20 protein-coding genes are annotated in these 18,670 nt (G+C 67.7%); 13 read left to right on the top strand and 7 right to left on the bottom strand.

Annotated elements, in window-relative coordinates; genetic code table 11:
• The first annotated feature begins 173 nt into the window (after positions 1-173).
• The 5 genes from F9K34_RS03460 (at position 174) to F9K34_RS03440 (ending at position 5,857) form a co-directional block, all read left to right on the top strand.
• Positions 174-746 (top strand): DUF3576 domain-containing protein, encoded by a 573-nt coding sequence (locus F9K34_RS03460; protein ID WP_291335397.1) that lies wholly within the window; start codon positions 174-176, stop codon positions 744-746.
• Positions 747-866: 120 nt separating this feature from the next.
• Complete coding sequence (locus tag F9K34_RS03455) at positions 867-3,710, top strand: leucine--tRNA ligase (protein WP_291335396.1); 2,844 nt, start codon at positions 867-869, stop codon at positions 3,708-3,710.
• Entirely contained in the window at positions 3,697-4,194 is a 498-nt protein-coding gene (gene lptE, locus F9K34_RS03450) for an LPS assembly lipoprotein LptE (protein ID WP_291335394.1), read from the top strand. Before F9K34_RS03455 ends, lptE begins: the two co-directional genes overlap by 14 nt.
• Entirely contained in the window at positions 4,191-5,213 is a 1,023-nt protein-coding gene (gene holA / locus F9K34_RS03445) for a DNA polymerase III subunit delta (protein WP_291335392.1), read from the top strand. Before lptE ends, holA begins: the two co-directional genes overlap by 4 nt.
• 56 nt (positions 5,214-5,269) lie before the next feature.
• The gene (locus F9K34_RS03440) at positions 5,270-5,857 is read left to right on the top strand and encodes a glutathione S-transferase family protein (protein WP_291335390.1); all 588 of its coding nucleotides are present in this window, start codon (positions 5,270-5,272) and stop codon (positions 5,855-5,857) included.
• On the opposite strand, the gene F9K34_RS03435 is transcribed toward F9K34_RS03440, so the two are convergent.
• Positions 5,833-7,011: a TIGR03862 family flavoprotein gene (locus F9K34_RS03435; RefSeq protein ID WP_291335389.1), complete on the bottom strand. Its 1,179-nt coding sequence runs from the start codon at positions 7,009-7,011 to the stop codon at positions 5,833-5,835. The two genes, F9K34_RS03440 and F9K34_RS03435, sit on opposite strands and share 25 nt — an antisense overlap.
• The gene (locus F9K34_RS03430; RefSeq protein ID WP_291335387.1) at positions 7,008-8,321 is read right to left on the bottom strand and encodes a mechanosensitive ion channel family protein; all 1,314 of its coding nucleotides are present in this window, start codon (positions 8,319-8,321) and stop codon (positions 7,008-7,010) included. The genes F9K34_RS03435 and F9K34_RS03430 overlap by 4 nt, the downstream gene beginning before the upstream one ends.
• Before the next feature lie 53 nt (positions 8,322-8,374).
• On the opposite strand from F9K34_RS03430, the gene F9K34_RS03425 reads away from it, so the two are divergent.
• Positions 8,375-8,692, top strand: coding sequence for an HNH endonuclease (locus F9K34_RS03425; RefSeq protein WP_291335385.1), 318 nt, complete (start codon positions 8,375-8,377; stop codon positions 8,690-8,692).
• A gap of 51 nt (positions 8,693-8,743) precedes the next feature.
• On the top strand, positions 8,744-9,064 hold the full coding sequence (gene sugE / locus F9K34_RS03420; protein ID WP_291335383.1) for a quaternary ammonium compound efflux SMR transporter SugE: 321 nt from the start codon (positions 8,744-8,746) through the stop codon (positions 9,062-9,064).
• A 6-nt stretch (positions 9,065-9,070) separates the two neighbouring features.
• Here the strand turns inward: sugE and F9K34_RS03415 are convergent, their stop codons facing one another.
• Positions 9,071-9,682 (bottom strand): enoyl-CoA hydratase/isomerase family protein, encoded by a 612-nt coding sequence (locus F9K34_RS03415; RefSeq protein ID WP_291335382.1) that lies wholly within the window; start codon positions 9,680-9,682, stop codon positions 9,071-9,073.
• A gap of 138 nt (positions 9,683-9,820) precedes the next feature.
• On the opposite strand from F9K34_RS03415, the gene F9K34_RS03410 reads away from it, so the two are divergent.
• From F9K34_RS03410 to F9K34_RS03400, 3 genes are all read left to right on the top strand, one after another.
• Positions 9,821-11,311, top strand: a complete 1,491-nt coding sequence (locus F9K34_RS03410; protein ID WP_291335381.1) for a DUF2125 domain-containing protein — start codon at positions 9,821-9,823, stop codon at positions 11,309-11,311.
• Positions 11,312-11,466: 155 nt separating this feature from the next.
• Positions 11,467-12,813, top strand: a complete 1,347-nt coding sequence (locus tag F9K34_RS03405; RefSeq protein WP_291335380.1) for a TldD/PmbA family protein — start codon at positions 11,467-11,469, stop codon at positions 12,811-12,813.
• A complete protein-coding gene (locus F9K34_RS03400; protein WP_291335378.1) occupies positions 12,800-13,576 on the top strand; it encodes a 3'(2'),5'-bisphosphate nucleotidase CysQ in 777 nt (258 codons plus the stop codon). The genes F9K34_RS03405 and F9K34_RS03400 overlap by 14 nt, the downstream gene beginning before the upstream one ends.
• A gap of 219 nt (positions 13,577-13,795) precedes the next feature.
• On the opposite strand, the gene fliP is transcribed toward F9K34_RS03400, so the two are convergent.
• The 4 genes from fliP to fliF are packed head-to-tail and all read right to left on the bottom strand — an operon-like array spanning position 13,796 to position 17,047.
• The gene (fliP, locus tag F9K34_RS03395; RefSeq protein WP_291335377.1) at positions 13,796-14,563 is read right to left on the bottom strand and encodes a flagellar type III secretion system pore protein FliP; all 768 of its coding nucleotides are present in this window, start codon (positions 14,561-14,563) and stop codon (positions 13,796-13,798) included.
• 3 nt (positions 14,564-14,566) lie between these two features.
• On the bottom strand, positions 14,567-14,848 hold the full coding sequence (locus F9K34_RS03390; protein WP_436405705.1) for a FliM/FliN family flagellar motor switch protein: 282 nt from the start codon (positions 14,846-14,848) through the stop codon (positions 14,567-14,569).
• Positions 14,841-15,440: a flagellar biosynthesis protein gene (locus F9K34_RS03385; protein ID WP_291335376.1), complete on the bottom strand. Its 600-nt coding sequence runs from the start codon at positions 15,438-15,440 to the stop codon at positions 14,841-14,843. Before F9K34_RS03385 ends, F9K34_RS03390 begins: the two co-directional genes overlap by 8 nt.
• On the bottom strand, positions 15,440-17,047 hold the full coding sequence (gene fliF / locus F9K34_RS03380; RefSeq protein WP_291335374.1) for a flagellar basal-body MS-ring/collar protein FliF: 1,608 nt from the start codon (positions 17,045-17,047) through the stop codon (positions 15,440-15,442). Before fliF ends, F9K34_RS03385 begins: the two co-directional genes overlap by 1 nt.
• 120 nt (positions 17,048-17,167) lie before the next feature.
• On the opposite strand from fliF, the gene F9K34_RS03375 reads away from it, so the two are divergent.
• Genes F9K34_RS03375 through F9K34_RS03365 form a run of 3 tightly spaced genes read left to right on the top strand, consistent with a single transcriptional unit; the run spans position 17,168 to position 18,646 of the window.
• Complete coding sequence (locus F9K34_RS03375) at positions 17,168-17,653, top strand: flagellar basal body-associated FliL family protein (protein WP_291335372.1); 486 nt, start codon at positions 17,168-17,170, stop codon at positions 17,651-17,653.
• A 10-nt stretch (positions 17,654-17,663) separates the two neighbouring features.
• Positions 17,664-18,029, top strand: coding sequence for a hypothetical protein (locus tag F9K34_RS03370; RefSeq protein WP_291335370.1), 366 nt, complete (start codon positions 17,664-17,666; stop codon positions 18,027-18,029).
• Positions 18,026-18,646 (top strand): MotE family protein, encoded by a 621-nt coding sequence (locus F9K34_RS03365; protein WP_291335368.1) that lies wholly within the window; start codon positions 18,026-18,028, stop codon positions 18,644-18,646. The genes F9K34_RS03370 and F9K34_RS03365 overlap by 4 nt, the downstream gene beginning before the upstream one ends.
• Positions 18,647-18,670: the final 24 nt, after the last annotated feature.

The following is an 18,670-nucleotide window of genomic DNA, read 5'->3' as shown; positions in this document are numbered from 1 at the left end:
CCAATGCAACGGAAAGGACGGGGGCCGCGGGAAGGTTCGGGGGCGATGGTGCCTTCTTGCCACAGTGTCCCGGGGGAAGGCCGGATTGACGCCGAAGCCCCTGTCCGGAAAAGCCTTGTTCGCACGGGGAGGCTCGGCTAGACAGCGGGAACGGAGCGGCAAGGGTGGGACAGATGGTCCGGGTCATGATGCGCGGCACGATCATCGCGGGGCTGGTGGCAACGCTCGCCTCCTGCGGCGGAATCGGCTCGGGCGACAGCAGCCCGTTCCGCGCGCGCCAGCCGCTGACGGCGGAACGGCTGGCCGCCCGCGACGCGGCGACGGCCGCGCAGCGCGGTGTCGACGAAAGCCTGGTCACGAAGAAGAAATCGCGCACGGAAAGCGCGGCGCGGAACCGGAACCGCGGTCGGCTCTTCGACCTCTTCCGTGGCGGGACCGACACAAACACCACCGTCGAGGTGAACCGATTCCTCTGGCAGGCCTCGCTCGAGGTGCTGGATTTCCTGCCGATCCAGTCGGTCGATCCGTTCTCGGGCGTGATCGTCACCGGATACGGCACCCCGCCCGGCGGCGGGCGCGCCTATCGTGCCACGGTCTATGTTCAGGACCCGGCACTCGATGCCCGCTCGCTCAAGGTCGCGCTGATGACGAAGGCGGGGCCGGTCGATCCCGCGACGCAGCGTGCGGTCGAGGACGCGATCCTGACCAGGGCGCGCGAACTCAGGATTCGCGCGGGCCGGCTCTGATCCCGCGGGGGCGCCGCCCCCGACCCCGAGAAAGCACACGCAAGGCGACAGGCAGAGGGAAACTCTGGACCTCGCCTGCCGCGATTGTATAACCGGCCCGACAGAACGCCGAGGACAGACATGTCGCGCTACGACCCCGCCGAGATCGAACCCAAGTGGCAGAAGGCCTGGGAGGCGGCCGGCTGCTTCACGGCCCGGCATGATCCGGCGCGACCGAAGTACTACGTGCTGGAGATGTTCCCCTACCCGTCGGGTCGCATCCATATCGGCCATGTGCGCAACTACACTATGGGCGACGTCGTGGCGCGCTACAAATCCTCCTGCGGATTCAGCGTGTTGCACCCGATGGGCTGGGACGCCTTCGGGATGCCGGCCGAGAACGCGGCGATGGAACGCGGCGGCCATCCGAAGGACTGGACCTACGGCAACATCGCGCAGATGCGCGACCAGATGAAGCCCCTTGGCCTCTCCATCGACTGGAGCCGCGAATTCGCCACCTGCGACCCGGAATATTACGGCCAGCAGCAGTCGATGTTCATCGACTTCATGGAAAAGGGGCTCGTCTACCGCAAGGCCGCGGTGGTGAACTGGGACCCGGTGGACATGACCGTGCTGGCCAACGAACAGGTGATCGACGGCAAGGGCTGGCGCTCGGGCGCGGAGGTGGAGCGGCGCGAGCTGACGCAGTGGTTCTTCCGCATCTCCGACTTCGCGGGCGAGCTTCTGGAGGCGCTCGACGGGCTGAAGGATTGGCCCGAGAAGGTGCGGCTGATGCAGGCCAACTGGATCGGCCAGAGCCGCGGGCTGCAGATGGCCTGGCATCTGACCGCACCCCATGCCGGCATGGACCGGATCGAGGTCTACACGACACGGCCGGACACGCTGATGGGCGCCTCGTTCCTCGGCATCTCGCCCGACCATCCGCTCGCCCGCGCGCTGGAGGCGGAGCGGCCCGAGGTCGCGGCCTTCTGCGCCGAGGCGAGGAAGGGCGGCACCACCGAGGAGGCGATCGAGACGGCCGAGAAGCTCGGCTTCGACACCGGGCTGAAGGTGCGCCATCCGGTTGATCCCGATTGTGAAATCCCGGTCTGGATCGCCAACTTCATCCTCATGGACTACGGCACCGGCGCGATCTTCGGCTGCCCCGGCCACGATCAGCGCGACCACGATTTCGCGCGGAAGTATGGGCTGCCAATAATCCCAGCCTTTAAACCCCGCGACAAAGAGGTCGTCTCCGAAGAAGGAGAGCGCCCTGACCTGTTGTGGCACGATGGTGTTGGGTACGCGTCATTCGACAAGGGCAGCGGCCCGTCAAATCCTGTAGCTATTTGCATCGGCAGTATCCCCTACATCCCTTGGAAAATCGAAGTCGTAGAGTATTTGCCCAATCCATTCGGTCTTACGACTCAAACAGAACACCAACCAGGGCCAAAGAAACATTTGGATATGTCGGCCTTCTCTGAAGCGACCGGAGACGAGGCCATCGACGCCGCCATCGCCCATGCCGAGGCGCATGGCTACGGCACCGGCGTCACCAAGTACCGCCTGCGCGACTGGGGTCTGTCGCGCCAGCGCTACTGGGGCTGCCCGATCCCGGTTGTCCATTGCGAAAGCTGTGGCGTGGTGCCAGAGAAGAAGGAAAACCTGCCTGTCCGCCTGCCCGACGACGTGAGCTTCGAGCAGCCGGGCAATCCGCTCGACCGGCATCCGACCTGGCGCGACGTTCCCTGCCCCGCCTGCGGCAAGCCGGCGCGGCGCGAGACGGACACGATGGACACCTTCGTCGATTCGTCCTGGTACTACGCCCGCTTCACCGCACCCCATGCCAAGACGCCGACCGATCTGGCCGAGGCCGAGTACTGGATGAACGTGGACCAGTACATTGGCGGGATCGAGCACGCGATCCTGCACCTGCTCTATTCCCGCTTCTTCGCCCGCGCGATGCATATCTGCGGCCACCTTCCGGCGAAGGCCGTCGAGCCCTTCGACGCGCTCTTCACGCAAGGAATGGTGACGCATGAAATATTCGAAGAACCTTATCATATTGCGGATGGTGTCGAGCGACCTGGCCACTCGCCAATCAACTCCGACATCCCGACTCGCTATCGGTATCGGATGCCTGAAGAAGTAGTTGCCTTCACTTACGGAGACAGCCGCTATGCATTGCTTCGAGCCGAAGTGGAGGCTGCGGGCGTTGATAGGTCAGACCCGGAGAACCTAATCAACTTCCAGACGTCCCGGCCACATACACGCATTGAGGTTCGACCCCCGGCAAAGATGTCCAAGTCGAAGAAGAACGTCGTCGACCCGATGGACATCATCGCCCGCTACGGTGCCGACACGGCGCGCTGGTTCGTCATGTCCGACAGCCCGCCCGAGCGCGACGTGGAATGGACCGCAGCCGGCGCCGACGCGACGCAGAAGCATCTCGCGCGGGTATGGCGGCTGGCGGCCGAGATCGACGTCAGGGGCGGGACGGACACGGCCCAGGATCAGGCGCTTCTCAAGGCCCTGCACCGCACCATCGCCGACGTCACGGCGGGCATCGAGGGCTTCGCCTTCAACAAGGCGGTCGCCAAGCTCTACGAGTTCACCAACACCTTCGCGAAGTCCGACGCCTCGGCCGCCACGAAGCGGGTGGCGATGCGGACGCTTGCGCAGCTCATGTCGCCGATGGTGCCGCACCTGGCGGAGGAGGTCTGGACAATGACCGGGGGCGAGGGGCTCGTCGCCCGGGCACCCTGGCCCAAGGCCGATCCGGCGATGCTAGTGGAGAACACTGTGACGCTGCCGATCCAGATCAACGGCAAGCGACGGGCGGAAATCGTCGTGGCGAAGGACCTTTCCCCGACGGAGGTTGAAAAGATCGTTCTGGCGGACGAAGCTGTGATGAAGGCGCTGGCCGGAGCCGCGCCGAAGAAGCTCATCGTCGTGCCGGGCCGCATCGTCAATGTCGTCCTCTGACCGCCGCGCCTTCCTGACGCTGCTCGCCGCAAGCGCCGTCGCAGCCTGCGGGTTCGAACCGGCCTACGGCCCGGGCGGGCCGGCCGCGGGGCTCCTCAGCCGCGTGACGGTCGATGCGCCGCAAGATCGCGACGCCTTCGATCTCGTCGCCCGCCTCGAGGACCGGCTGGGTCGCACACGGACACCGGAGTTCCGGCTTTCCTACCGTATTTCCACGAAGGCCGAGCCCCAGGCGATCGCGCCGGACAACACGATCAACCGCTATCAGCTTCTGGGCACGGTCGCCTTCACGCTTCATGACGCGGGCACCGACACGGTCCTGTCCTCTGGCGAGGTCGCCTCCTTCACCGCCCATTCGGCCTTTGGCACCTCGGTCGCCACGGCGGCCTCGGAGGCCGATGCCCACCGGCGGCTCATGCGCCTGCTTGCAGACCAGATCGTCACGCGGCTGATCGCGACCTCGGCCGCCTGGAACGGAAGATGAAGCTCGCCGGCACCGCGGCTGCGAAGTTCTTCGCCCGGCCCGAGCCCGACCGCGCCGGGGTGCTCATCTTCGGTGCGGACGCCATGCGCGTCGCGCTGAAGCGACAGGAACTGATCGCGGCCTTGATCGGACCCGAGGGCGAGGCCGAGATGCGGCTTACCCGGCTTGCGGGCGGGGATCTGCGCAAGGACGCCGCGCTTCTCGACGATGCGATGCGAGCCCATGGGTTCTTCCCGGGCCCCCGCGTCGCCTTCGTGGAGGAAGCCGCAGACGGCGCTGCGGACGCGGTCAAGGCCGCGCTCGCGGCCTGGCGGGCAGGGGACGCCACGCTCGTCGTCACCGCCGGGAACCTCGGCAAGACGTCCGCACTCCGCAAGGCGTTCGAGGACCATGCGAACGCCTATGCCATCGGTATCTACGACGACCCGCCGAGCCGCGAGGAGATCGAGGCGGTGCTGGCCAGGGCCGGACTGAGGGAAATCGGGCACGAGGCGATGACCGATCTTCTGGCCCTCGCGCGCGACCTGGACCCGGGCGACTTCCGGCAGACGGTGGAAAAGGTCGCGCTCTACAAGTTCGGCGACGCCACGCCGCTGACGCCAGCGGATGTCGCCGCCTGCGCGCCGGCGACCATCGAGGCCGAGGTGGACGACGTCCTGAACGCGGTGGCCGAGGCTCGCTCGGGCGAGGTGGGGCCTTTGATGCGGCGGCTCGAGGGGCAGGGCGTGGCGCCGGTGGGGCTCTCCATCGCGGCGATGCGCCACTTCCGCACCCTGCATGCGGCGGCCTCCGCCCCCGGCGGAGCGGCCGAGGGCATCGCCCGGATGCGTCCGCCCGTCTTCGGCCCGCGCCGCGACCGGATGCTGAGGCAGGCGCAGGGCTGGGGGATGCACAATCTCGAGAAGGCCATCGGGATCCTGACCGATACCGACCTCACGCTCCGCTCCAGTTCGCGCGCGCCGGCCATGGCGGTGATGGAACGCGCGCTCATCCGCCTTGCCATGCTGAACCGACGCTAGGGGTCTTGCACCCGCCGGTCGCGCGTGGCTCCATGATCTCGCAAGGGGGGCTGCTCATGTACACCGTCATCGGCACTGTCGGCAGCCGCGCCGCGCGGGTCTTGTGGATGCTCGAGGAACTCGGCGAGGCTTACGAGCATGTCGCCGCACCGCCGCGGTCGGAGGGGGTCACCGCCTTCAACCCCGCGGGCAAGGTTCCAGTGCTCGTCGAGGACGGCACGCCGATCACCGATTCGACGGCGATCATCCAGTACCTCGCCGACAAGCATGGCAAGCTGACGCACCGGGCGGGGACGCTCGATCGGGCGCGGCAGGACAGCCTGACCCAGTTCCTGCTGGACGAATTCGACGCTAATCTCTGGATGGCGGCGCGGCACAGCTTCGTCCTGCCGGAGGAGCTGCGCCATGCCGCGATCAAGAACACCCTGAGGTGGGAGTTCGAACGGTCGCAAAGGACGCTGATGCACCGGATGGGCGAGGGACCGTTCCTGATGGGCGAGATGATGACGGTGCCCGACATCATCCTGACCCATTGCGGCAACTGGGCGCTGTCGGCGAAATTCCCGATCGTGGAGCACCGGCTGACCGAATACCTCGACCGGATGCGCCAGCGTCCCGCCTACAAGCGCGCGATGGCGCGCTGACGCGCCGCCGCGCGGCCGGCCCGAAGGCCCGTCGCAAGGCAGGCGGTCAAGAGGTAGCCGCCGGTCGGCGCCTCCCAGTCGAGCATCTCGCCCGCCGCGAAGACGCCGGGCAGGGCCGTCAGTTCCAGATCGTCGGTCAGGCTTTCGCGCCGGATTCCTCCGGCCGAGGAAATCGCCTCGGCGAGCGGCCGCGGACCGGTGTGGCGGACCGGCAGGGCCTTGACCAGCCGGGCAAGGCGGTCGCCCTTCGGCAGTGGTCGCCCCCATTCCTGCAGTAGCGCGATCTTCACCGGGTCGAGCTTCAGCGCCTTGCGGAGCCAGTTCGGAACCGACGCCTTGCCCGGCCCCTTCGCCAGCCGCCCCGCCACCTCGGCAAGGCTCCGGTCGGGCGCGAGGTCGAGCGTGAGGACCGCTCCCTCGCGCACCGCGCGCGAAACAGCGTAGACGCCGGCGCCCTCGATGCCGCGCGCGGACACGACGAACTCGCCCCGGTCGCGCTGCGCACCGGCGACGAGCGCGGCACCTTTCACGGGCGAGCCGAAGTGCCGTGCCATGTGGTCGGACCACTCCACGCCAAGCCCCATGTTCGCCGGCCGGAAGGGCGCGACTGCCACACCCCTGGCGGCCAGCCACGGGACCCAGGCCGCATCCGACCCGAGCCGCGGCCAGCTTGCCCCACCCAGGGCCAGCACCGTGACGGCGGGGTGCAAGACCTGCCGCCCCGTCGGCGTGTCGAAGGCGAAGGCGGCACCGGCGAACCCGTCCCAGCTCCACCGCGTGCGCAGCTCAACCCCGGCCGCACCGAGTCGGGCGAGCCAGGCACGCAGGAGCGGGGACGCCTTCATGGCGACAGGAAAGACCCGGCCGGAGGTTCCGGTGAAGACCTCCTGCCCGAGACCTCGCGCCCAATCCATGAGCTCGGCCGGGCCGAAATCGTCCAGTATCGGCGCAAGCCAGCCGGCGTCGTAGTGCGCGGCGAAGACGGAGCGCGGTTCGTCTTTCGTCAGGTTCAACCCTGACTTACCCGCCATCAGGAACTTTCGTGCCGCGGTCGGCTTGGCCTCGCAGACCAGAACCTGACGCCCGGCCGCCGACAATGCCTCGGCCGCCATCAGTCCGGCCGGCCCGGCTCCGATGACGAGCGCATCGGTCACGCCGGCATCCTGCCCTTCAGCTCGACCACCCGGTGCGGATAGGGGATTTCGATTCCCTCGGCCTTCAGGGCGTTCCAGATCGCGAAGAGGACCTGGCTCCCATACTTGTTGCGCCCATCGTCGATGCCGTTGACCCAGTATTCCACGGCGAAATCGATGCCGGAATCTCCGAAGCCCTTCAGCTCGCAGTCCGGCCCCTCGGGCATCTTCAGCACGAAGGGCAGCGCCTCCACTGCCCGGACGATGATGTCAGGCACGATGTTGATATCGGTGTCGTAGCTGACGGAAAACGGCGCCTCGTAGCGGTTCGCGCTGCCCTGGTCGGAGTAGTTCACAACCCTCGTGGTGATGAAATGCTCGTTCGGGACGACGATCCAGCGGCCGTCGAAGGTCTCGAGCACGCAGGCGCGGGCGGTCATCTTCACGATGGTGCCCTTCTCGCCACCGTCAAGCTCGACATAGTCGCCGACGGTTGTCTGCCCCTCGATCAGGAGGATGATCCCCGAGATGAAGTTGGCCGCAATCTGTTGAAGCCCGAGGCCGATCCCGACACCGAGCGCCCCGCCGAGCACGGCGATGGTCGTCAGGTCGATTCCCATGATGTTGAGGAGGAGCAGAAAGGCCGCGCCGAAGATCACGACCTCGGCCGCCTTTACCGCCAGTTCGCGCGTGGCCGGCCTGAGTTCCTGCTGCGCCTTGATGTAGTCGGCGCTCTGCCGGTTCGACCAGGACCCGAGCCAGAAGAGCAGGCTGCCGGCGATCAGCCCCCGCAGCAACGCCGCGAGCGAGAACCGGATGTTTCCAAGCTCGACCATCTGCGCCTCGAGCCAGGCCATGGCGGGATCGAGAAGGCCAAGCGCGTAGAGCGCCGCCACCGGGACAAGGACATAGCGGCCGAGAAGCCGCAGGAACGGATCCGTGAGGATGCCGCGCGCGAAGGTCCGCGCGGCGAGGAAAAGGAACAACCGCTTGCCGAAGGCGATGACGGCGCCCGAGCCGAAGAGCGACCGCGTGATCGCCTCGCCCGCCGCGGTGAAACCATAGGCGAGAAGCGGCAGGAGAAGCGGCAGCAACCGCAGCGCGAAACGGCGGGCCGCGACGACTATACCCCCGGCACCGTCCTTCGGAGCGACCAGCGCCGAGAGCCGGGGGCCGAAGCGGCGCGAGACTGCAACGGACAGAAACCAGGCGAGCACGAGCAGCGCGAACTGCGACCACGCGGCAGGGCTCGTCGCCCAGTCGAGTGCAAGCGCCTTGGCCTGCTCCGCATAGCCGAGCGCCTTCACGACGATGTCGGGCGGATTGTCCATGGCGCGGTCGGGCCCCCTGTCAGTACGCTCCTTCCTGTGGCAAGAATTCCGGCATGAGACAAGAGCCGGCGCCCGTCCCGATCTGTCCCCTCTGCGGCCGGCCCATCCCGGCCGACGCGGCGCAGAGCCGGCATCATCTCGTCCCGCGCCTGCGCGGCGGCAAGGGCGGCGCGACCGTGCTCCTCCACGCGATCTGCCACAGGGAGATCCACGCGGCGCTGAGCGAGACGGAGCTTGCCCGCAGCTACTCCACGATCGACGCGCTGCGAACGCACCCGCGCATCGCCGCCTTCGTGCGCTGGATCGCCAACCGCCCGCCGGGGTTCATGTCGCGCGTACCAGGCCCGCGGCGTCCACAACGGGGGCGTTGAAGCTCCCACGAGGTCAGTCTAGCTTGCGCACGATTGCGCGCGGAGGACGGAATGGCGTGGTTCTATCTGTTCCTGGCCGGCTTGATGGAAGTCGGCTGGGCCATTGGGCTGAAGTACACCGACGGATTCACGCGATTCTGGCCGTCGCTGCTGACCTCCGTCGCCATTATCGCGAGCATGATCTTTCTCGCCCTCGCGCTCAGGACGCTGCCGATGGGCACGGCCTATGCGATCTGGACCGGCATCGGCACGATCGGCACGGTGGCATTCGGCATCCTTCTGTTCAACGAACCGTCCGATGTCCTGCGCCTGGCCTGCATCGGCCTCATTCTTGCGGGGATCATCGGGCTGAAATTCGTCTCGGGTCTTTGACCTCGGTCAGAGCAGTGCCTTGATCGCAGCGACATGCTCGGGTGTGGCACCAAGCGCGTCGGCCGTGAGCATGCCCACCGTCTCGGCAAGCGCCGCCACCGGCACGGTCCGATCGATCAGACCCCAGGAGAGCGCCTCCTCGGTGCCGATCTTCTGGCCGGCCATCAGGATCATCTTGGCGCGCGCCGGACCGACGAGCGCGGACAGCCGCCGCGGATCGGAGGGCTGCGGCAGGAAACCCAGTTTCATGACCGGGTAGAAGAACTTCGCGCCCTCGACGGCGATCCTGAGATCGCAGGCGAGCACCATGCCGAACGCGCCGCCGGCCAAGGTGCCGTTCAATGCGGCGACGGAAAGGCAGGGCAGCGCAGCGATGGCGCCCGAAAGGCGTTCCCAGACCGGATCCGTGGCCAGCCCGGCCCGCGCCTCGTCCAGATCCGCCCCGGCCGAGAAGACCTTGCCCCGTCCGGTGAGCACGAAGGCACGCGCACCCTCGCGCCCCGCGGCCTCGGCGATCTCGGCAAGCTCGGTCAGCATCGCGCGGGTGAGCGAATTCGCCTTCTCCTCACGCGCGATCACGACACGCCAAAGGCCATCGTTCCGTTCCAAGCTGATCATGGATCACCGTCATGAAAACGCCAGATTGGTCTCCTCTAACAGCAGCCGATGGTGGAATTCCATCCCCCGGCAGCCCTTGACCGCTCGCATGCGGCGACGGATGCTGTGGGGGAATTTGGACACAAGACAGGCATGATTATGAAACAGTGGACTGGTCTCGGCTCCGGCGCGCTTTGCGCCTATCTCCTCGGCTCGACCGCGCTCTTCGCCGAAGTGACGGCGGACGACGTCTGGAAGGGCATGACCGATTACTATGCCGCTCTTGGCCAGGCGGTCACGACCGGTTCGCAGGAAAGGCAGGGCGACACGCTGGTCGTCACCGATGCGGTCTTCGCCTCGGAAGTGCCCGAAGGCTCCTTCTCGGCGACCTTCGCCGAAATCCGGCTGAAGGAACTGGGCGATGGCCGGGTCGAGGTCACGCTGCCGGCAGAGGTCCCGATCCGGATGCTGAGCAAGCCCGAAAGCGGCGAAGCCGTGGACATGGGAATGAAGTTCACGCAGTCCGGCCTGTCGATGATCGTGTCGGGAACGCCCGAGGATACGGCCTACGACCTGACCGCGCCCGAGATGGGCTTCGCTGTCGATGGGATGACGGTGGACGGGTCGGAGGTGCCGCTGAAGCTCAATGCGAAGCTCACCGGCAACTCGGGCAGCTATCGCATGACGACCGCCGCGGGCCGCAAGGTGGTCTCGGACATGAAGGTAGAGAAGCTCGACTTCGAGGTCGCGGCGCAAGACCCCGAGGGCAAGGGCGACTTCTCGGCTTCGGGCTCTCTGACCGGGCTCAGCGGAACGTCCGACGCGGCCATTCCGGATGGCGTGGACATGGCCGACATGCATGCGGCGCTTCAGGCCGGACTCGACATGAGCGGCAACTTCGCCTTCAGCGGCGGCGGCTATGTCATGGACTTCAAGGACGAGGCGGACACGATGCATGCCCAGTCCACGGGCGGCGCCGGCACGCTGCATTTCAAGATGTCCAAGGACGGGCTCGCCTATGGCGGCTCGGGCAAGGATTCGACCATGTCCCTTCAGGTCTCCTCGCTTCCGGTGCCCATCGACGTGTCGCTCGCCGAAACGGCGTTCGACATCGCGTTGCCCGTGTCCAAGAGCGACGGTGCGGAGCCTTTCTCGGCCCTCGTGAAGCTTGTCGACCTCAAGGTTTCCGACGGTCTCTGGGCAATGTTCGACCCGACTTCACAGCTTCCGCGCGACCCGGCCACCCTCATCGTCGATCTGGCGGGGTCGGCGAAGATGGCGATCAACATCTTCGACCCGAAGGAGGCCGAAACGATCGCGGGCGCCCCCCCGGGCGAGCTTGAGTCGCTTGACATCCGCGAACTGAAGGTTTCGGCCGTCGGGGCGGAACTGACCGGCAAGGGGGCGATGACCTTCGACAACTCCGCCGGCACCCCGAAGCCGCTCGGCGCGGTGGACATGCAGCTCGTCGGGGGCAACGCGCTCATCGACAAGCTCGTCGGCATGGGTCTCGTGCCCGAGGACCAGGCGATGGGCGCGAGGATGATGATGGGCCTCTTCGCCGTGCCGACCGGAGAGGACCAGCTAACCTCGAAGATCGAGTTCAAGGAAGACGGCGGCGTCTACGCCAACGGTCAGCGCATCCAGTAGCCGCGACCGGCGTCCGTCTTTCGGCAAAGCCGCCCACCGGGATGCGGGCGGCTGTTACTATGGCGGCGCGCCTCTGACCGGCCCGGTGCCCTTGCGCGACGCCCCGCACCCAACTAGGTCCTTCCCAACAGCCGCAACCGTTCAGGACAGCCCCCATGCCCGACCGTCTCGCCCCCCTGACAGAGGCGCTTCTCGCCGCCGCGCGCAAGGCCGGCGCGGAAGCGGCGGACGCGATCGCGATCGATGGGCGCTCGATCTCAGTCGACGTGCGAGGCGGGGCGCTGGAACAGGCCGAACGGTCCGAAGGCACCGAAATCGGCCTGCGTGTGCTCATCGGACGCCGGCAGGCCTGCGTCTCGGCGTCGGATGTCGCGGCGCGGACGATGGCCGAGATGGCCGAGCGTGCCGTGGCCATGGCGCGCGAGGCGCCCGAGGATCCGACGATCGGCCTCGCCGAGCCGGGGGATCTGGCCCGCGCCTGGGACCTCGCCCTGCTCGATCTGGCCGACAACGCGCCGGAGCCCGGCGCCGCGGAGCTCGAGGACGACGCCCGCCGCGCAGAGACGGCCGCCCTGGCCGTGACCGGCATCAGCCAGTGCCAAGCAGCCTCGGCAAGCTATTCGCGCCGGCGCGTCTTCATCGCGGCGACGAACGGCTTTGCCGGCGGCTATGCCCGCACCTCACGCTCGACATCCGCCGTAGCAATCGCCGGAGAGGGGCTGGGGATGGAACGGGATTGGGCCGCGGAAAGCCGCACGTACCAGTCCGACCTGCCCTCCGCCGAAGAGATCGGGCGGCTTGCCGGCGAACGTGCGGCGGAACGGCTCGGCGCACGCAAGCCCAAGACAGGAGCCTATCCGGTCGTCTTTGACGAACGAATCGCCTCCGGTCTCATCGGGCACCTTCTGGCGGCGATCAACGGCTCGGCCATCGTGCGCGGATCGTCCTGGCTTCGCGATGCGATGGGCGCCGAGGTGCTGCCCCGGGGCCTGTCGATCTTCGAGAACCCGCACCGCCCGCGGGTTTCCTCCTCGCGGCCCTTCGACGCCGAGGGGCTGCCGACCACGCCGCGCGACATCGTCCGCGACGGAATCCTGAAGAGCTGGACACTCGACCTCGGCACGGCGCGGAAACTGGGCCTGAAGTCCACCGGTTCGGCCGCACGCGGCCCGTCCGCGCCACCCGCGCCCTCCATCTCCAACATCGCCCTTACCCAGGGCGACCACAGCCGCGAGCAACTGATCGAAGCGATGGGCACGGGGCTTGTCGTGACCTCCATGATCGGCGCGTCGATCAATCCGACGACCGGCGACTATTCCCGTGGCGCCTCCGGCTTCTGGGTGGAGAACGGCCGGATCACCCACCCGGTCAACGAATGCACGCTCGCCGGCAACCTGCGCGACATGCTGATGCGGATCACTCCCGCCAACGACGCGCGAGGGCACCTGTCGCACGTAGTGCCCTCGCTTCTCGTCGAAGGTCTCACCCTTGCCGGCGAGTGACCTTGCGCTCCTGACCGAGGCCGCACGGGCGGCGGGCGAAATCGCATTGAGGTACTGGCGAAAGCGGCCCGATATCTGGGACAAGCCGGGCGGGGCAGGCCCGGTAACTGAAGCCGACCTCGCCGTCAACGCGATGCTTCACGCGGAACTCGGCGCATCCCGTCCGGACTATGGCTGGCTGTCGGAGGAAACGCCCGACGATCGCGCGCGCCTCGGACGCGGGCGGAGCTTCATCGTCGATCCGATCGACGGGACCCGCGCCTTCATCGAGGGCGACGCGAGCTTCGCGCATTCGCTGGCCGTGGCCGATGCGGGACGGATCACCGCAGCCGTGGTCTATCTGCCTGCGAGGCAGGCGCTCTATGCCGCGACGGAAACCGATGCGGCCACGCTCAACGGCCGGCCGATCCGCGCTTCGGGACGGACGGATGCGGCCGGCGCAACCCTCCTGACATCGAAGCCCAGCCTTGCGCCGGAGAACTGGCGGGAGGGGCGTGCACCGCCATTCCGCCGCGAGTTCCGCGCATCCCTTGCCTGGCGGCTATGCCTTGTCGCGGAGGGCCGCTTTGACGCGATGCTCTCCCTTCGGCCAACCTGGGAATGGGACATCGCCGCGGGCGACCTCATCGCGCGGCGTGCCGGCGCGCGGGTCACCGACCGCCACGGCAACGGGATCGCCTACAACGCGCCCGAACCGCTGGCGCGGGGGATCATCGCCGCGCCCGAGCCGCTCTGGAGTACCATCCGCGGGGCGCTCCGATGACGGCGGGACCTCGCCAGCATCCTTCGGCCTCGGACGGCAGTTCCCGGGGCCGCCCGGGGGTATCCTGCGACCAGCGCTGCGCCCGGGACGGCCCCTAATCATGTCGGGCATCGTCCGGTCGTCCGTCGACGCCGCGACGGATCCGGCGGGTCGCGGTGCGCCCGAGTCCGATCGGCGCCCGGACCGACAGACGTCCGTTCTTCGGCTGGTTCGGTGGATTCAGAAGTAGCTGCGAACCAGTGCGCCGGACACAAGCGACCATCCGTCGGCCACGACGAAGAAGGCAAGCTTGAACGGAAGCGCGACGACGGCCGGCGGGACCATCATCATGCCCATCGACATGAGGATCGCCGAAACCACGAGATCGATGATGAGGAAGGGGAGGTAGAGGAGAAAGCCGATCTCGAAGGCGCGGGCGACCTCGGACAGCATGAAGGACGGCACGAGGAGCGAGAGCGGCGCGCCCTGGGCATCCGTGACGCTGGCAGTCCCGGGGCGCAGCGCGGCGAGGGACGCGAGCGTGTCGCCGTCGATACGCGCCGCCATGAAGACACGGAACGGGGCGATGCCGCGCTCGAAGGCTTCGGGCAGGTCGAGCGCTCCCGCGAGGAGCGGCTCCACACCCAGTGTCCAGGCTTCGGCGAATACCGGCTCCATGATGAACCAGGTGAGAAAGAGCGCCAGCGAAACGATCAGCATGTTGGGCGGTGATTGCTGCAGGCCGATTGCCTGGCGGAGGATCGACAGCACCGTCACGACGAACGGAAAGCAGGTAACCATCACGGCTAGGCCCGGCGCGAGGCTCAGGACGGTGACCAGCGTAATGAGGAGCAGCGACTGCCCGGTGAGCGTCTCCCCGGAGAGCATCGCCCCGGCGAATCCGCTCAGGCCGCTTCCTGCCCCGGATGGAACCGGGGACAGGTCCTGCGCCGCGGCAGGCACGACCGCGAGGAGCAGGTACAAGAGAGAGGCCAGGCAGAGGCGCATGGTTCAGAATCCGCTCTCGATATGGGCAACTTCGGTCAGCCGCACGGCAAGCTGGCCGGCCTGTTCGCCATCGAGCTCGGTCAGCTCGCCGCGCGCGATCAACCGGTCGCCGACGTAGAGTTCCACCGGTTCCGTCACCTTGCGGTCGAGCGGCAGGACCGCGTCCCGCTTGAGCCGCAAGAGGTCCCGCACCAAGGGCCGCGCCCGACCGACCGAAACCGTGATCTCGATCGGCACCTGCGTGAAGGGGCTCGTGTCCACGGCCTCCATCCCCGCTTCATCCATGGCGTCTCTCCTCCTGTTTCTCGATGCGGAAGAAGGCGGACACAGCCGCCGAGATAGCCGCGATGACACCATCGAGGTCGACGCGCGACTCGGCCTCGCCGAGCTTCAAGTAGACCTGTCCCTCGCCCAGCGAGGGCTCGTCCGCAAAGCTCAGGGGGAAGTCCGCCTCGGCAGTCAGGAGCCGCTCGATCAAGGGACGGTTCACCGGATTCGCCACCACCGCGATGGGCGCACCGGCGAGTTCCCTCGCAAGCGGCCTGAGATGGTCGAGCACGACATGCCCGAGCGACTCGCGGGTGATCGCCGGGAGCACCTTCGTCACCATGTCGTGCAAGAGCGGCTCGAGCGTCCGCAGCACATGGCTGTGCGCCTCGTGATAGGTGAAGGACAGGTCTTCGAGATTGCGGCCGAGATCCGCCCTTAGCCGCGCGATCTCTGCATCCTGCGCGGCCACCGCGTCGTCCCAGCCCGCGGAGTAGCCCTGTTCGTAGGACTGGAGCCGCGCCTCTTCCAAGTCGTGCTGGACGAGCTCCGCGCCAGTCGAGGTGCGGCCCGGAACCTCGAATACCTCGGGCTGGAAGGGCCGCGGCATCACGCGCGCTCCTCCTCGGGATCTTCCATCCATCCGCGCAGGATCTCGGCCGTTTCCTGCTGGCGGTCGGCGATCATCCGGCGGAGACGTTCCACCGGATCGGCGGCCGGGGCGTCCTTCGTGCCGCTTCTCGCGATGCGATCGGCAATGTCGGGCAGATTGGACGGGAGGAATTCGCCGTCGTCGATCACGCCGCTGAGAGCCGGCGGGGCACCAAGGGGTGCGCCGAGCGCCGGCCGCGCCGCACCATTCACGTCTGCGCCCGCTGCCCGCGAGGCAAGGATGGGCCTCAGGACGAAGAGCCCGAGCGCAAGGCTCACGATCCCCAGGACGAGAAGCTGGGCGAGACTCATGATGTCCAGTCCAAGCCGTTCGATGAAGGACAGGCCGGGGCCATCCGCGGATGCCGCGAGCGGCTCGAATGACATCGACTTGAGCGTGATGAGATCGCCGCGCGCCTCGTCGAAGCCGACGGCCGCGGCCACCAGATCCCGCAGCGCCGAAAGCTCGTCCTCGGTCCTCGGCTCGACCGTCGCGGTACCATCCGCCGCCGTCACGCTGACACCATCCACGAGCACCGCGACGGTGAGCCGCCGGATCGCGCCGGGGGCACGCAGTATCTCGCGCGTCGTTTCCGACACCTCGAAGTTCGTCCGCTCCCGGGTCTCGCTGGCCTGGCTCTGCGATGAGTTGCCCGAACCGCCGGCGGCCCCGGCGGGCAGGTTCGACGCAACCGTGACGCCATTCGCCCCGCTGTCATTTGCCGAGTTGCTGCGTTCTTCGGTGTCGGTCGAGATTGCGACCCGGCTGTCGGGATCGAACTTGCGTTCCGTAACGGCCTCCCGCTCCGTCACCGTTTCCACCGCCACTTCCACCACCGCGTTGCCGTAACCGACACGCGCCTCGAGCAGGCGCTCGACGTTGCGCCGCAGCGCCGCGGCCCGGTCATCGCCGCTCGCGCCTGCCGCCTCTTCACCGGCATCGACGAGGGCGCCCTCGCCGTCGATCACCGAGACATCCTCGGGCGACAGTCCCGCCACCGCCGAGGCGACGAGGAACTTCAGCGCCTTGGCATGGGCGGGCGAAATGCCTCCGCTCGCCGTTGTCACGGCGACCGATGCCGATGGCTTTGCCTGCGCTCTGAGACCTTGGGCACGCGTATCGGCGATGTGAACACGGGCGCTGCGCACCTGCGGCAGGGCCGATATCGTCCTGGAAAGCTCACCCTCCTTGGCCCGCAGATAGGCCGCATCGAACATCTGCGAGGTTGTGCCGAACCCCGAGAGCGAATCGAGGAGCTCGTACCCTGCACCGCTGTTGGCCGGCAGGCCCTCGGCGGCAAGCGCCATCCGCAGCCCGTCCCGCCGGGGCGACTCGACATAGATCGACGTGCCGCGAACCTCGTAACGGACGGCTTGCTGATCGAGCGCGGTCAGGACCTCGCCGGCGCGTGGCCCATCAAGGCCGGCGTAGAGCAGCGCCATCGATGGTCTTGTTGCCATCTTGGCCAGCGCAAACACGGCCGCGAACATCGCCACTGTCGCCAAGGCCACGATCACGCGGCGGCGGGGCTCGAGGTTCTGCCAGACGCCTGTCAGCTCTCGCACGACACATCTCCGGAAAGCGGGCTTCTGCCCTTCGTCGAACCGATGCTTCGCCCATTGCGCTTAACAATCGGTTAGTTTCCGCGGGGTTATACGGATATGGCAATCACGCGGGATGATCCGATGTCAGATGCCGTTGCCGAGCCCCAAGCGAACCCGAAGACGCGTTCGAAGCTGCCGCTGATCCTCGGCCTCCTCCTCATGCTCGCGCTCGGGGGCGGCAGTTTCTACGCAGTCTTTTCCGGTCTCATGTTTGGCAAGGCCACAGAGCAAGCGCAGGAGGACGCTCCGCAGGTCGCGCCACTTCCCGAGATCGCCTTCGTGCCGCTCGAACCACTGGTAGTCTCGCTGGGCTCGGAGCCTGCTGGCCGATACCTGCACTTCACGGCCCAGCTGGAAGTTGCAATGGCGTACCAGAACGATGTGACGCTCCTTCTGCCGCGGGTCATCGACGTTCTGAACAGCTATCTCCGCGCCGTGGAGGTCGCCGACCTGGAGGATCCGACCGCGCTTGTCCGGCTTCGGGCGCAGATGCTGCGGCGGGTTCAGATGGTCGCCGGCGAGGGGCGCGTGCGCGACCTGCTCGTGACCGGGTTCGTCATCAACTAGGAGGGCCGCGATGGAGCTGATTGCCGACATTCTCCTGGGTGCGGGCGCCATTGCCGCCGGAGCCTACTGCCTTGTCCTTTCACGGCGACTCAAGGCATTCAACCGCCTCGAAACCGGCATGGGCGGCGCGATTGCCGTCCTGTCCGCGCAGGTCGATGACATGACGAAGGCGCTCGAATCCGCCCGTGGCGCGGCGAACGATTCATCTCGGTCGCTGGGCGCGGTCACCGAAAGGGCCGAGCACGCGGCCGGTCGGCTCGAACTCATGCTCGCGACGCTGCATGACCTGCCGGAGACGGGTGAGTCGGCGCCGAGGCGGATGCGCGTCCTCAGGCGCCGCGATCGCCCGGACCAGCCGATGGAGGCGGCGGAATGACGTCACGGCCCCCCAGGGAACTGGCTGCCCGGAGGTCGCGCCGCAGGTCCAGGAAGGGCGGTCAGGGGGCGCTCTTCCTCATCGCGCTTCTTCTTGGCGGCTCCGGTCTGATCCGCGTCGGTCTAAGTACCGGTCACGCGCTGGCCAATGCCGACGCCGCGGCCCCCGATCCGGGTCCCGTCGCCGCGTCTTCTGTCTGCGAGCCTGACGCCGGCGCTCTCGCGATGCTCGAGGAGATCAGGGGACGCGAAGCACGCTTGAAGGAGCGCGAAGCTGCCGCCGCCGACCAAGCGCAGGCGCTTGCCCTTGCGCGCGCCGAGGTCGACGGCAAGCTCGCCGAACTCGTGGCCGCCGAGGAACGGCTCGCCGCAACGCTCACCCTCGCCGATCAGGCCGCAGACCAGGACGTCACCCGCCTCGTCGCGGTGTACGAGCAGATGAAGCCGAAGGACGCGGCCTCGCTCTTCGCCGAGATGGATCCGGACTTCGCCGCGGGCTTCCTGGCCCGGATGCGCCCCGACGCTGCCGCAGCGGTGATGGCGGGGCTCGAACCGAAGGTCGCCTACACGATCAGCGTGGTCCTTGCGGGGCGCAACGCCGCCGCCCCGAAGGAATAGGTCGGAGAGAAATTCTTAAGGCCC

Origin of the sequence: Albidovulum sp. (assembly GCF_008933605.1) — a bacterium.
GTDB lineage: Bacteria > Pseudomonadota > Alphaproteobacteria > Rhodobacterales > Rhodobacteraceae > Albidovulum.
The sequence above is the reverse complement of the archived record's forward strand: the minus strand, read 5'-3'. Positions and strand labels throughout refer to the sequence as shown.

Excerpts from the sequence above, each read along its gene's own strand:
- F9K34_RS03460 (WP_291335397.1), top strand. The coding sequence starts at position 174 with ATGGTCCGGGTCATGATGCGCGGCACGATCATCGCGGGGCTGGTGGCA.
- F9K34_RS03455 (WP_291335396.1), top strand. The coding sequence starts at position 867 with ATGTCGCGCTACGACCCCGCCGAGATCGAACCCAAGTGGCAGAAGGCC.
- lptE (WP_291335394.1), top strand. The coding sequence starts at position 3,697 with ATGTCGTCCTCTGACCGCCGCGCCTTCCTGACGCTGCTCGCCGCAAGC.
- holA (WP_291335392.1), top strand. The coding sequence starts at position 4,191 with ATGAAGCTCGCCGGCACCGCGGCTGCGAAGTTCTTCGCCCGGCCCGAG.
- F9K34_RS03440 (WP_291335390.1), top strand. The coding sequence starts at position 5,270 with ATGTACACCGTCATCGGCACTGTCGGCAGCCGCGCCGCGCGGGTCTTG.
- F9K34_RS03430 (WP_291335387.1), bottom strand. The coding sequence starts at position 8,321 with ATGGACAATCCGCCCGACATCGTCGTGAAGGCGCTCGGCTATGCGGAG.
- F9K34_RS03425 (WP_291335385.1), top strand. The coding sequence starts at position 8,375 with ATGAGACAAGAGCCGGCGCCCGTCCCGATCTGTCCCCTCTGCGGCCGG.
- sugE (WP_291335383.1), top strand. The coding sequence starts at position 8,744 with ATGGCGTGGTTCTATCTGTTCCTGGCCGGCTTGATGGAAGTCGGCTGG.
- F9K34_RS03415 (WP_291335382.1), bottom strand. The coding sequence starts at position 9,682 with ATGATCAGCTTGGAACGGAACGATGGCCTTTGGCGTGTCGTGATCGCG.
- F9K34_RS03410 (WP_291335381.1), top strand. The coding sequence starts at position 9,821 with ATGAAACAGTGGACTGGTCTCGGCTCCGGCGCGCTTTGCGCCTATCTC.
- F9K34_RS03405 (WP_291335380.1), top strand. The coding sequence starts at position 11,467 with ATGCCCGACCGTCTCGCCCCCCTGACAGAGGCGCTTCTCGCCGCCGCG.
- fliP (WP_291335377.1), bottom strand. The coding sequence starts at position 14,563 with ATGCGCCTCTGCCTGGCCTCTCTCTTGTACCTGCTCCTCGCGGTCGTG.
- F9K34_RS03390 (WP_436405705.1), bottom strand. The coding sequence starts at position 14,848 with ATGGATGAAGCGGGGATGGAGGCCGTGGACACGAGCCCCTTCACGCAG.
- F9K34_RS03385 (WP_291335376.1), bottom strand. The coding sequence starts at position 15,440 with ATGCCGCGGCCCTTCCAGCCCGAGGTATTCGAGGTTCCGGGCCGCACC.
- F9K34_RS03375 (WP_291335372.1), top strand. The coding sequence starts at position 17,168 with ATGTCAGATGCCGTTGCCGAGCCCCAAGCGAACCCGAAGACGCGTTCG.
- F9K34_RS03370 (WP_291335370.1), top strand. The coding sequence starts at position 17,664 with ATGGAGCTGATTGCCGACATTCTCCTGGGTGCGGGCGCCATTGCCGCC.
- F9K34_RS03365 (WP_291335368.1), top strand. The coding sequence starts at position 18,026 with ATGACGTCACGGCCCCCCAGGGAACTGGCTGCCCGGAGGTCGCGCCGC.